At 61.8% G+C, this 12582-nt stretch carries 10 protein-coding genes; all 10 read left to right on the top strand.

Annotated features, from left to right (window positions below; all coding sequences use genetic code 11):
* Positions 1-344 precede the first annotated feature (344 nt).
* Positions 345-683 carry a hypothetical protein gene (locus J2X43_RS22550; RefSeq protein WP_112390939.1) on the top strand — a complete coding sequence of 113 codons (339 nt, stop codon included), beginning with the start codon at positions 345-347 and terminating at the stop codon, positions 681-683.
* A 139-nt stretch (positions 684-822) separates the two neighbouring features.
* Positions 823-1029: a hypothetical protein gene (locus tag J2X43_RS22545; protein ID WP_112390942.1), complete on the top strand. Its 207-nt coding sequence runs from the start codon at positions 823-825 to the stop codon at positions 1027-1029.
* 175 nt (positions 1030-1204) lie between these two features.
* Positions 1205-2011: a pseudouridine synthase gene (locus J2X43_RS22540; RefSeq protein WP_112541131.1), complete on the top strand. Its 807-nt coding sequence runs from the start codon at positions 1205-1207 to the stop codon at positions 2009-2011.
* 14 nt (positions 2012-2025) lie between these two features.
* Entirely contained in the window at positions 2026-2712 is a 687-nt protein-coding gene (locus J2X43_RS22535; RefSeq protein ID WP_310297609.1) for a phosphoribosyltransferase, read from the top strand.
* A 115-nt stretch (positions 2713-2827) separates the two neighbouring features.
* On the top strand, positions 2828-4573 hold the full coding sequence (locus J2X43_RS22530) for an SLC13 family permease (RefSeq protein WP_310297514.1): 1746 nt from the start codon (positions 2828-2830) through the stop codon (positions 4571-4573).
* 75 nt (positions 4574-4648) lie between these two features.
* On the top strand, positions 4649-5593 hold the full coding sequence (locus tag J2X43_RS22525) for a phosphoribosylaminoimidazolesuccinocarboxamide synthase (RefSeq protein WP_310297511.1): 945 nt from the start codon (positions 4649-4651) through the stop codon (positions 5591-5593).
* A 96-nt stretch (positions 5594-5689) separates the two neighbouring features.
* A complete protein-coding gene (locus J2X43_RS22520; RefSeq protein WP_310297508.1) occupies positions 5690-6292 on the top strand; it encodes a TetR family transcriptional regulator in 603 nt (200 codons plus the stop codon).
* Between the two features lie 155 nt (positions 6293-6447).
* Positions 6448-7668, top strand: a complete 1221-nt coding sequence (locus J2X43_RS22515) for an efflux RND transporter periplasmic adaptor subunit (protein WP_112518770.1) — start codon at positions 6448-6450, stop codon at positions 7666-7668.
* Between the two features lie 46 nt (positions 7669-7714).
* The gene (locus tag J2X43_RS22510; protein ID WP_112390934.1) at positions 7715-10822 is read left to right on the top strand and encodes an efflux RND transporter permease subunit; all 3108 of its coding nucleotides are present in this window, start codon (positions 7715-7717) and stop codon (positions 10820-10822) included.
* Positions 10823-10978: 156 nt separating this feature from the next.
* Positions 10979-12418 carry an efflux transporter outer membrane subunit gene (locus J2X43_RS22505; protein WP_310297503.1) on the top strand — a complete coding sequence of 480 codons (1440 nt, stop codon included), beginning with the start codon at positions 10979-10981 and terminating at the stop codon, positions 12416-12418.
* Positions 12419-12582: the final 164 nt, after the last annotated feature.

The raw sequence follows: 12582 nt of genomic DNA, 5'->3' as shown, positions 1-12582 counted from the left end.
CCCTCGTTCAGTGACGCGGCTTATACGGCTAACCCCCGCAAACAGTCAACAGCACCCAACAAAGTTTTTTGACATTTTTGTAACAGATTGATTTGGCTCGGAAATTCTCGTGCGAATTATTCACAGCCCCGCCCCTTGCGGCGCTCTCCCGTCGAAAATCTTTATCAACCGGTCAAAAAATCGCTTTCCGCCCCCCGGAAACCGCAAAAGGCCTGCGGAAACAGCCTGATCCTCACCGATATAATACACGGAATGCTAAAGAACCGGCGGCGCAAAGCCGCCAACGGCGCGGAACCTAATCCGTCCTGCGGTGTTCTCTCACCATTGCAGGAAAGGAGACCATTATGGCAGCCAATACCGATGACATCCGTTCGTCCGTCAGCAAGGACATCGCTTCCCTCCAGCAGGAAGTGTCACGTTTGCAGAAGATGATATCCGCCCAGGGCGCCGAAGCCTATTATGAAGTCCGCGACCGCGCCGGCAAGGCGTATGACGACGCGCTTCCGAAGGCCAAGAATGCGGTCGCGCAGATCCGTGCCGAAGGCGTTGCCGCAGCAGGTGCGGCCCGCGAGCACCCGGCAGCCACCACCACGGCGCTAGCGCTTGTCGGCGCGCTCGGCTTTCTCGCCGGCTATCTCTTGAGCGGCCAGCAACAGCCGCCGCAGCGCAACTGGTGGCGCTGATACCGCGACGCACAATAACTATGACTTTTTACGGACCTTGGTGATCTTAAATTCGCCAAGGTCCGTAAATACTTATGTCTCATAAAAACCTATTTTTAATGCCAGATATTCAAGCATAATAAGGAGGGAGGAAATGATCATGGAAAACAGGAAGACGAACTGCATCGTCGAGGTCAGCGTCAACAGCGCAAACGGCCGTCGCGCGATCGGCATCATGAACATGCAGCAGGCTCTCGACCTGCCTGAAATGGCAAGCCTGTCCTATACGCATCCCGACCCTGTGAAGGCTGCGGCCGGCATTACCATCAGCCGTCAGGAACTCGCTGGTTTCCTGGCCTATCATTGACCGGCACGGCGACGCTCAGACTACCTTTTTAGACGGCGCTCTTCGCGCCGCTGGTTTTTGACGTCCGCTCTTATACCGCAATCCCTGAAATTCTCTGGATTTTGACCGCCCATGCTGGCGCGCGTTTGCCGTTCATGCCAAAAACCTTCGCCATGAATGGAAGAAGGACAGCGCGTTGAAGGAACGGCGCCCACCGCAGAAACTGCGTGACCGCGCCCGGCCCGGCCCCGATGCCAGCGGCAAGCGGGTCACCCTGCCCCGCGCCCTGTCGAAGCTCGGCTTTTGTTCCCGCACCCAGGCGGAGCGTCTGATTGCCGACGGGCGGGTGCTCGTCGACGGGCGCAAGATCACCGATGCCAGCGCCTGGGTCGATCTCTCGACCGCCAAGATATCGGTCGATGGCACGGCGATCGCCGCCGAAGACAAGATCTACCTGATGCTGAACAAGCCGCGCGGCCTAGTGACCACGCGCCACGATCCCGAGGGGCGGCCGACCGTCTACGACTGCCTGAAGGATTTCGACGCCCCGCATCTGTCGCCGGTCGGCCGTCTCGACAAGGCCAGCGAAGGCCTGCTGCTGTTCACCAACGACACCAAATTCGCCCAAACGCTTCTCGACCCGATCACCCACGTGACCAAGACCTATCATGTGCAGGTCGGCAGGATCATGGATGGCGAACTTCTGGCGGAGATGACCTACGGCGTGCGCCATGACGGCGAATTGCTGAAGGCGACCTCGGCAACGTTGCTGCGCAGCGGCGATCGCAACTCCTGGATCGAGGTCGAACTTGACGAAGGCCGCAACCGCCAGATCCGCCGCATGCTGGAGGCGCTCGATACCGAATGCCTGCGGCTCGTGCGCGTGGCGATCGGCGGACTTGAGCTCGGTGAATTGCCGAAGGGCGCCGTCCGGGCATTGACCGACACCGAGCTTCGCGATCTGCGCCGCCGCACCGGCATGGAAAAGACAAGACGGGATTGAACCGCAGCATGACCATGGCCCCCCACGACTTCTGGCAGGAGATCCACGCCCCCGGCAGCTTCGAAACCACCGGTACTTTCGCTGATTTCTATGTTGCCGGGCTCGAGGACGGCCGCCAGCTTCGTCTGCCGATCCGCATGCTTTCGGACGGCGAGCACGCGCTGGCCTCGCTGATCGTCAATCAGGCGAGCTTTACCGTTCTGGATACGCTGGCCGCGGCGCTGGCAGCAAAGCTTGCAGCCTTCGAACCCGACGTGATCGCCGGCCTGCCGACGCTTGGCCTGACGCTTGCGGCAGCCGTCGCCCAGAAGCTCGGCCATGCGCGCTATGTGCCGCTCGGCACCTCCCGCAAATTCTGGTATCGCGATGAGCTGTCCGTCGAGCTCTCGTCGATCACCACGCCCGGCCAGCAGAAGCGTCTCTATATAGACCCGCGCATGCTGCCTTTGCTCGAAGGCCGCCGTGTCGCCTTGATCGACGATGTCATATCGAGCGGCGCCTCGATCGTCTCAGGCTTGAACCTCCTTAGCGCCTGCAGCATCGAGCCGATCGTGATCGGTGCCGCGATGCTGCAATCGGATCGCTGGCGGGACAGGCTGGCAGCATCGGGACCGCATTGGCCGGCCCGGACGATCGGCGTGTTTTCGACGCCGATATTGGAAAAGACGGCCGACGGCCGCTGGCGCGTTCCGGCGCTCTGATCGCCGCCGCCAACGCGGCCGGTTATGAGGATTATGCGATCTTTCTCCCGCCTCTCTCTATACAGCCGCGCCCGGACCGCTACATTCGGCTGACGGTTGCAACGCGAGCCTGCCCATGAATGTCGAGCAAGCCTCTCTGCTGGTCCTCCTCGCTACGATGCTCGTTCTGTTTTCCCTCGACCGTTTCCGCATCGAAGTCGTGGCGATCGGCGGATTGCTGGCCGGATTTCTTCTGAAGCTCTACCCGGCCGAGGCGGTCTTTACCGGCTTCGCAAGCCCCGTCGTCATCACCGTTGTCGAAATCCTGCTGATCGTTCAGGTCCTGGCACAGGCGAAATTCTTCGACGGGCTGGCCCAGCGCTTTCAATCGGCCGGCTGGCCGAATGCCGCCGTCATCGCCGCACTTGCCGGGATCACCGGCTTCATCTCGATCTTCATGAACAATATCGGCGCCTTCGCCATCATGCTGCCTGCGACCCTGCGCGCCGGAACGGTGCTGCAGATTCCAAGGCGCCAGCTGGTCATCCCGATTTCCTTCGCCGCACTGCTTGGCGGCCTGGTGTCGCTGATCGGCACGCCGGCCAATCTGCTCGTCAGCGATGCCCTGTCAAAGGCGACGGGAACTGGGTTCCGTTTCTTCGATTTCGCCTATGCGGGCCTGCCGGTGGCAATTGCCGGGATTCTCCTCGTCTCCGCCCTCGCCGTCCGTCTGTTTCCGGAAACCGACGGCGACATCTCGGCGCCGCCACCCGCGGGCCGCCGCATCGTCGCAGAGCGCGAAATCCCGGTCACATCGCCGCTTGCCGGCACACGGCTGTCCGATTGCCCCGAGCGTTTCGGGCTGCAACCGCATGCTTTGATCCGCGGCGGCACCTTCGTCTTCGGCAGCCTGACGCAATCGGTGATCACGGCGGGAGACATACTGCTTGCCGAAGGTGCTGACGCAGTCTTTTCGGATCTGGAGGCAGAGGGAGCCCTTGCCGCACCCATCCATCCGAACGGGCTGCAGACCGATTTCGCGCGCGTCGAGGCTGTCGTCATGCCCGAAAGCACGTTGATCGGCTCGCGCATCCGCTCGCTCGACGTCTTCCGCAATCGGGGCGTCTCGGTCACCTCGCTTTCGATGCGTTCGCCACGCATCGAAGGCCGCTTCGAGGATCTGCAGCTGTCGATCGGCGATATCCTGGTCTTGGAAGGCACCCGGGATGCGATCGCCGAGGCACTCGAGGAATGCGAGTGCCTGCCGCTGGCGACGCAACCGGCAACAAGCAGCGTCAAGGGATCGTGGCGCCCTTTCGCGATCTTCGCCGCCGGTGTCGCGCTCTCGGCCTTCGGCCTGCTGCGGCCCGAGATCGCCTTTGCCGCCGCGGTCTTCGCGCTGGCCGTGACCCGCTTTCTCAACATCCGCCAGGCAATGGCCGATATCAATTGGCCGATCGTCATCATGCTGGCCGCAATGATCCCGATCGGCTCGGCGGTGGCGACGACTGGCACCGCCGAAGTGCTGGCACACTGGCTGAGCCTCGCCGTGCCGATTTCGATGCCGATTGCCGGTATCGCGCTGCTGCTCTTCATCGCCATGGCGCTGACGCCCTTCGTCAATAATGCCACGGTCGCGATCGTGCTCAGCCCGATCGCCCTGGAATTCGCCGCCGCCGCCCATCATCCCCCGGCTGCCTATCTGATCGTCGTAGCCGCCGGTGCCTCGCTCGATTTCCTCACGCCCTTCGGTCACCATAACAATACGCTGGCGATGAGCATCGGCAGCTACCGGGTTTCGGACTTCCTGCGCGCCGGTGGCCCTCTCGCCCTGCTCGGATATATAATGACGGTGCTGATCGTCGCGGCCGTCTGGCTTTGACCGCCATTTGCTTGACATCGCCCGCAATGAAACTAGAGCAGGGATGAACCCCTCCAACAAAGGAATGCTGAGCCCGTGCGAATCCTATCCGAAGCCCACTTCCCCGAACTGCCGAACTATTACCGCGGCAAGGTGCGCGAAAATTACGATCTTCCGGATGGCAGCCGCATCATCATCAGCACCGACCGTCTCAGCGCCTTCGATCGCATTCTCACCTGCATTCCCTACAAGGGCCAGGTGCTGACGCAGACCGCCCGCTACTGGTTCGAGGCAACCAAGGACATCTGCCCGAACCACGTGATGGCCTATCCCGATCCGAATGTCGTCGTCGGCAAACGGCTTGACATCCTGCCGGTCGAAGTCGTGGTGCGCGGCTATCTGGCCGGCACCACGGGCACGTCGATCCTTACTCTTTATAAGAAGGGCGAGCGCCAGATGTACGGCATCACCCTTCCCGACGGCATGCGCGACAACCAGATCCTGCCGGAACCGATCATCACGCCGACCAGCAAGGAATTCGATGGCGGCCACGACGCGCCGCTGACACCCGCCGAAATCACCGGCAAAGGACTGCTGACGCAGGAGCAGTGGGACACGCTGTCGAAATACGCGCTGGCGCTCTTTGCCCGCGGTCAGGAAATGGCGGCCAAGCGTGGCCTGATCCTCGTCGACACCAAATACGAGTTCGGCACCGACGCCGAGGGCAACATCATCCTCGCGGACGAGATCCATACGCCCGACAGCAGCCGCTACTGGCTGGCCGATAGCTATCAGGCCGCATTCGAAAGCGGCGGCCGCCCTGTCAGTTTCGACAAGGACTTCGTCCGTGCCTGGGTCGCCGATCGTTGCGACCCTTACAAGGACGCGATCCCGGAAATCCCCGCCGATCTGATCGAGCAGACCTCGGCCGTCTACATCAAGGCCTATGAGGCGATCACCGGAAAGACCTTCGTCCCCGATGACAGCGGCGAAACGCCCCTCGCCCGTGTGCGCACCAACCTCGCGCCCTATTTCGCCTGAGCGCCTGAAGCCGGCCTGCAGAGATGCTTGCAGGCCGGGCTTCGATCGCGCTAGCATTGAATGAAAGCGAGCCGGCAAAGACCGGCAGGGGGCTGAATGGCACGCAGGCCGAGACGAAAGGCCGAAGAGACACGCGCCGACATCCTGTCGATGGCAGAGATGCTGTTTCGTGAACGGGGCTATGTCGCCGTCTCGATCGCCGACATCGCGACCGCCCTCGGCATGTCGCCTGCCAATGTCTTCAAGCATTTCCATTCCAAGACGGCGCTGGTCGATGCCATTGCCGAAATCCATCTCGGAGCGATGGCCGACCGCTTCGGCTCCGTCGACGGCGAGATGCTGCCCAAGGAGCGGCTGCAGCGCTTCGTGCTCCGCCTGCTCGACAGCCACCTGCAGGATATCAAGGACAACCCCTATATCTTCGAGATGGTCCTGACGACCATCGAAGCCAAGTTCGAGGCGGGAAACCGCTATAGGGAACGTATCGAACAGCGGCTCCAGCAGATCATCCAGGACGGTGTCGCCTCCGGCGCCTACCGCTGCGCCGACCCGCATCGCGCCGCAATTACCGTCGCCGACGTCCTGGCCTGCGTCCTTCATCCGGTGCTGATTGCGCGTGATGACAAGGAAACGCTCGTTCACAAAGCACACGATATCGTTTGTTTTGTTGATACCGCACTGCAAAATAGCGCTTGCTAAGTGACGATTCCTGACATACGTCACTTCGGAAAGCTTTTCTTAAATTCGGATTGATGGCATTTGAATCCGGATCAACCAGCCTTTTAATATGTCGCTTGTTGCCGGCCGGAAGGCTGGTCCGGTCTGTGAATGCCATCTGCATCAAGGAATTCAGAATGATACGGCGTGCCCTCCTCATCACCTCGGCTCTGGCAATTGGCGGACTGCTCGCAGCCTGCAGCGATAGCGGCAACAAGCAGGGAGCCGCCGGCGCTGGCGCGGCAGGGGCTGCCCAGCAGGCTTCGCCCGTCGGCGTTGTCGCACTCACCAAGGCGAATTACCCGGTGACGACGATTCTGCCCGGCCGTGCCGAAGCCTTCCAGACCGCTGATATCCGCCCGCAGGTCAGCGGCATCATCCGCGAAATCGCCTTCCGTGAAGGTGGTGAAGTCAAGAAGGGCGACCTTCTCTACCAGATCGACGATGCACCCTATATCGCCACGGTCGAGCAGGCGACGGCGGCGATTGCCAAGGCGGAAGCCAGCGTTCCGAGCGCCCAGAGCAATCTCGACCGCTACCAGCGGCTCGTCGGCAGCGGTGCGACGCAGATCGAGTATGAAACCGCCAAGACGACGCTGCTACAGGCGCAGGCCGAAGTGGCCTCCGCCAAGGCATCGCTGGCCTCGGCGCAGATCGATCTCGACCACACCAAGATCATCGCTCCTTTCGATGGCGTCATCGACCAGACCGCCTACAATGTCGGCAACGTTGTCGCCGCCAACCAGACGACAGCGCTGACGACGGTGCGCCAGCTCGACCCGATCTACATTTCGCTGACGGAATCGAGCACCAATCTCCTGAAGCTCCGCGATGCGATCGCCTCCGGCGAGGTGAAGGGCGAAGGCGCCAACGTCGCCTTCCGCGTCATCCTGGAGAATGGCAAGGAGTACAATCAGAAGGGCAAGCTCGATATGTCGAAGCAGATCGTCAGCGAGACGACCGGCACCTTCATCATCCGCGTTCTCTTCCCGAACCCCGACCGCGTCATTCTGCCCGGCATGTATGTCCGTGCCACCGTCGAGCTCGGCTCGGAAAACGGCTATGCGCTGCCCCAGCTCGCAACCAGCCGCGATGCCAACGGCCGCCTGACGGCGCAATTCGTCTCGGCCGACGGCAAGGTCGAAAGCCGCGTCTTCGAAGACGCGACGCCCTCCAACAACGCGTGGCTCGTCACGCAGGGCATCAAGGACGGCGACCAGCTGATCGTCAGCGGTCTGCAATCCATTACGCCAGGCATGCCGGTGAAGCCGGTTCCCATGAAAATCAATGAAAACGGTGTGGTCGTGGCTGCTGAGCAGCCTGCGGCCGGTGACGCTCAGAAGCCCGCCGCGAAGTAAGTCGCGACGCCTTTCACAGTGATCCAAGCCGCACAGGAATAAACTGATGGCCAAGTTCTTCATCCGACGCCCGATCTTTGCGTGGGTCATCGCGATCACCATCATGCTCGCGGGCCTGCTCGGCATCTATACGCTGTCGATTTCGCAATACCCTGACATCGCGCCGACCACGGTGCGCATCAACGCCACCTATCGCGGCGCCAGCGCCGAAACCGTCGAGAAATCGGTGACGACGATCATCGAAAAAGGCATGACCGGCCTCGACGATCTCACCTATATGACCTCGACCTCGTCGACCGGCTCGGCCAGCATCTCGCTGACCTTCGGCAACAGCGTCGATGCCGACATCGCCCAGGTGCAGGTGCAGAACAAGCTGCAGCTCGTCCAGTCGCAGCTGCCGGGAGACGTCATCGACGCCGGCATCAGCGTCACGCGCTCTACCTCGAGCATCCTGCTCGTCGGGTCGCTGGTTTCGACCGATGGCAAGCGCTCCTCCGTCGATCTCGGCAACATCGTTTCGAACTCGATCGAAGATCAGGTGCAGCGCCTCGAAGGCGTCGGCAGCATCAACATCTTCGGTTCCGGCTACGCCATGCGCGTCTGGCTGGATCCATACAAGCTGCAGAAGTTCCAGCTGACGCCAAGCGATGTGACCTCGGCCATCGAGGCGCAGAACACGCAGGTCTCCGTCGGCTCGCTCGGCGCTCAGCCGACCACCGAAGGCCAGCAGCTGAACGTCACGATCACCGCCCAGAGCCAGCTGACGACGGTCGCCGATTTCGAGCATATCATCCTGAAGGTCGAGAAGGACGGGTCGACGGTACGCCTCAGCGACGTCGCCCGCATCGAGATCGGCCAGGAAAGCTACGGCGGCTCGTCCCGCTACAATGGCCAGCCTTCGACCGGCTTCGCGGTCAACCTGGCGATCGGCGCCAACGCCATCGACACTGCCGCCCGCGTCCGTGAATCGCTCGAAAGCATCAGTGGCTCGTTGCCCGAAGGCGTCGAAATCACCTATCCCTACGACACGACGCCCTTCGTCGAACTGTCGATCGAAAAGGTCGTCCACACCCTGATCGAAGCGATTGTGCTTGTCTTCGTCGTGCTGCTGATCTTCCTGCAGAACCTGCGCGCCACGCTGATCCCGACGATCGCCGTGCCCGTCGTTCTGCTCGGGACCTTCGGCATCCTTGCGGCGACAGGCTATTCGATCAATACGTTGACGATGTTCGCCATGGTCCTGGCGATCGGTCTGCTCGTCGACGACGCCATCGTCGTCGTCGAGAACGTCGAGCGCATCATGTCTGAAGAGAAGCTCTCGCCGCTCGAAGCGACCGAGAAATCGATGGGTGAAATCACCGGTGCTATCATCGGTATCGCGCTCGTTCTGACCGCCGTCTTCATTCCGATGGCCTTCTTCGGCGGCTCGACCGGCATCATCTACCGGCAGTTCTCGATCACCATCGTCTCGGCGATGCTGCTGTCTGCCCTCGTTGCCATCGTGCTGACGCCGGCGCTGTGCGCCACGATGCTGAAGCCGGTCAACGAGCACAAAAAGAACCGCGTCGGCGACTGGTTCAACCGCAACTTCACCCGTTCCACCAACGGCTACGTCCGCACCATCGGCTACCTGCTGAAGCGGCCGGTCCGCGTCATGCTGTTGTTCCTGATCGTCGGCGGCGGATGTGCCTATCTGTTCACGAAACTGCCGAGCTCGTTCCTGCCGCAGGAAGACCAGGGCGTATTGCTGACGATCGTCACCACGCCGCCAGGCTCCACCTCGCAGCAGACCCAGGCCGTCGTCGAGAAGGTCGAGAAATATTACCGCGAAAACGAGAAGGACGCCGTCGATTCGGTCTTCGGCGCCCTTGGCTTCGGCTTCAACGGTTCGGGCCAGAACAGCGCGATCGTCTTTACCAAGCTCAAGGACTTCTCGCTGCGCACCGACGAGAACCTGCATGCGCAGGCCGTCGTCAACCGTGCGCTTAAGAACTTCTTTACCATCCGCGAGGCGCAGGTCTTCGCGCTGTTGCCGCCGGCCATCCAGGGCCTCGGCGTATCCAGCGGCTTCTCCATGTATCTCGTCGATACCGGCGGCCATGGCACCCAAGCGCTCGATGCGGCATCGAAGCGGCTGATCCAGATGGGCAACAGCAGCGGCAAGATCGTCGCGCTGCGCAGCAACAACAAGGAAGTCGAACCGCAGATGAAGATCATCATCGATCAGGAAAAGATCGGTGCGATGGGCGTCGACATTGCCTCGGTCAATTCGATGCTGTCGATCATCTTCACCGGCCGCGACGTCAACGACTTCACGCTGAACGGCGAGATCAAGCCTGTCTATGTGCAGGGCGACGCGCCCTTCCGAATGCAGCCGAGCGATCTCGATCACTGGTATGCCCGCAACACGGCTGGCGAAATGGTGCCCTTCTCCGCCTTCACCACGACGGAATGGGCAAAGGGCGCCCCTTCGCTTGCCCGCTTCAATGCGGTCAGCGCCATCCCGCTCGACGGCGCCTCGGCGCCGGGCGTCAGCTCGGGTGACGCGATGAATGAGATGGAAGCACTGACGGCGCAGCTAGGCGGTGGCTACACCGTTGCCTGGCAGGGGATCTCCTATCAGGAGCGGCTCTCCGGCTCGCAGGCGCCGATCCTCTACGCGATCTCGATTCTCGTCGTCTTCCTGTGCCTTGCAGCGCTTTACGAAAGCTGGTCGATCCCGTTCTCGGTGATCATGGCCGTACCGGTCGGCGTGCTCGGCGCGCTTGCCGCGGCAACGCTCTTCGGCCAGGCCAACGACGTCTACTTCAAGGTCGGCCTGCTGACGACGATAGGACTGGCGGCGAAGAATGCGATTCTCATCGTCGAGTTCGCCAAGGACCGCATGGAGACAGGGATGAGTCTTCTGGAGGCGACTCTCGAAGCGGCAAGGCTGCGTCTGCGCCCGATCATCATGACCTCGCTCGCCTTCATCCTCGGCGTCGTGCCGCTGGCGATCGCGACCGGTGCCGGCTCGGCGGCCCAGAATGCCATCGGTGTCGGCGTTCTCGGCGGCATGCTGGCTGCGACCGCGCTCGGTATCTTCTTCGTTCCGTCCTTCTTTGTGGTCATTCGTCGGGTCTTCTCGCGGCGCAAAAATGAGGCGGGAGTGTGATAAAAATACACTGCCAGAATGACTGACTCATTGCTACATTGCCGCGGAACTGCTTCGGCATGGTGTATCTCGTTGGCACGGAGCGCGGCCGATTGCGAAGCATGATGCTTCGGACAAGAAATTTAGAACTTGGTCGAGTTACAGGAAGAACATTGCATGGTATCTCTTCGTTATGCCACACCGGCATTGATGCTTTTGTTGGCCGGCTGCGTGAGCGGTCCGGATCATGTCCCCCCGGAGATGCCGCTTCCCGCGAAGTTCGGTGAAGGCGGGGTCAAGAGCAATGGTGATGTTGCGACCGCCCAGTGGTGGACGGCCTATCGCGACCAGCGGCTGAATTCGCTGGTGGCCCAGGGCATCGGCCAGAACCTCGACGTGCTGCAGGCGCTGGAGCGCATCAACGCTGCCGAAGCCCAGGTGACGGTCGCCGGTGCAGGCGCGCTGCCCAGCCTCGTCGTCGGTGCTTCCCATACCGTCAGCGGCCAGATGGGCAACCTTCGCACCCGCTCCGGCGCCACCAACACCACCGCCGGTGAAGCCAATGTCTCCTGGCTGCTCGATCTGTTCGGCGAATACCGCCGTTCGAAGGAAAGCGCACTGGCATCGCTGGATTCGGCCTATGCCACCGCCGATGTCGCCAAGCTCACCTTCCTCCAGGATCTGGTCAACAGCTATATCGACGCCCGCTACTACCAGGAACGCATCGCGCTCTCCCAGGCAAACCTGAAGTCGCGCCGCGAAACCTTCGACCTCACCAAGTTCCAGCTCGAAGCCGGTGCCGCCTCGCGCCTCGACGTCGTCCAGGCCGAAGGTCTGGTGCAGTCGACCCAGGCCGAAATCCCCGGTCTCGAAACCAACTTCCGGGTTGCCGCCCATCACATCGCCACCCTGCTCGGCCTGCCCGCCTCCTCGCTGGTCAGCGATCTGCAGAAGGGCTCGCATCAGCCGGTGTTCCGTGGTGGCCTGCAGGCCGGCATTCCGGCTGACCTGATCCGCAACCGTCCCGATATCCGCAAGGCCGAACGGGATCTGGCCGCCGCCACCGCCAATATCGGCGTGGCCGAGGCACAGCTCTATCCGTCGATCTCGCTGTCCGGCTCGATCTCGCCCTCCTATGTCCGCCCGGTCGGCGGCAATGGCGGCCTGACCACCTGGTCCTTCGGCCCGACGCTGAACCTGCCGATCTTCGACGGCGGCCGCCTGCGCGCCAATGTCGACATCACCAAGTCGGATGCCAAGGCCGCCTATCTCGCCTGGAAGTCTGCGGTGCTGAGCGCCGTCGAGCAGGTCGAGAACGCACTGTCGGCAGTGCGCCGCGATGCGCAGACGGTTCAGGCGCTGCGTGCCCAGGTGAAGACCACCCAGGAATCGCTTGAGCTCTCGACCGCCAGCTACAAGGACGGTGCATCCTCGCTGCTCGACGTTCTCGATGCCCAGCGCAACGTCTCGACGGCCCAGGCAAGCCTTGCCGCCGCCGTCCAGCAGATGGCCAAGGACTACGTCTCGCTCAACGTCGCCGTCGGCGGCGGCTATGCGCCCGATGGCGCAAAGCCGAGTGCCGTCGCGAAGGTGCAGACGGTTGCGGTGAAGAAGTAATCACCGCTAAACGATCCAGAAAAAGCCCCGCTCTGCGGGGCTTTTTTTATGTCCGTAACATCTAATATAGTGCGGAAAACGCCAGTTACGCTAAGATTCGATTCGACAACGCCACATGCTTCCTGTACAGCCTGATTAAACGATTAATCAACCGCACGGCAAAC

It is taken from the genome of Rhizobium sp. BE258, assembly GCF_031457345.1.
GTDB lineage: Bacteria > Pseudomonadota > Alphaproteobacteria > Rhizobiales > Rhizobiaceae > Rhizobium.
Note: the sequence above shows the minus strand (reverse complement) of the source record. Positions and strands in the feature narration are given on the sequence as shown.

What these genes read in the sequence shown, in the direction of transcription:
- J2X43_RS22510 (WP_112390934.1), top strand. Translation starts at nt 7,715, where the DNA reads ATGGCCAAGTTCTTCATCCGACGCCCGATCTTTGCGTGGGTCATCGCG.
- J2X43_RS22505 (WP_310297503.1), top strand. Translation starts at nt 10,979, where the DNA reads ATGGTATCTCTTCGTTATGCCACACCGGCATTGATGCTTTTGTTGGCC.
- J2X43_RS22530 (WP_310297514.1), top strand. Translation starts at nt 2,828, where the DNA reads ATGAATGTCGAGCAAGCCTCTCTGCTGGTCCTCCTCGCTACGATGCTC.
- J2X43_RS22535 (WP_310297609.1), top strand. Translation starts at nt 2,026, where the DNA reads ATGGCCCCCCACGACTTCTGGCAGGAGATCCACGCCCCCGGCAGCTTC.
- J2X43_RS22545 (WP_112390942.1), top strand. Translation starts at nt 823, where the DNA reads ATGGAAAACAGGAAGACGAACTGCATCGTCGAGGTCAGCGTCAACAGC.
- J2X43_RS22550 (WP_112390939.1), top strand. Translation starts at nt 345, where the DNA reads ATGGCAGCCAATACCGATGACATCCGTTCGTCCGTCAGCAAGGACATC.
- J2X43_RS22520 (WP_310297508.1), top strand. Translation starts at nt 5,690, where the DNA reads ATGGCACGCAGGCCGAGACGAAAGGCCGAAGAGACACGCGCCGACATC.
- J2X43_RS22515 (WP_112518770.1), top strand. Translation starts at nt 6,448, where the DNA reads ATGATACGGCGTGCCCTCCTCATCACCTCGGCTCTGGCAATTGGCGGA.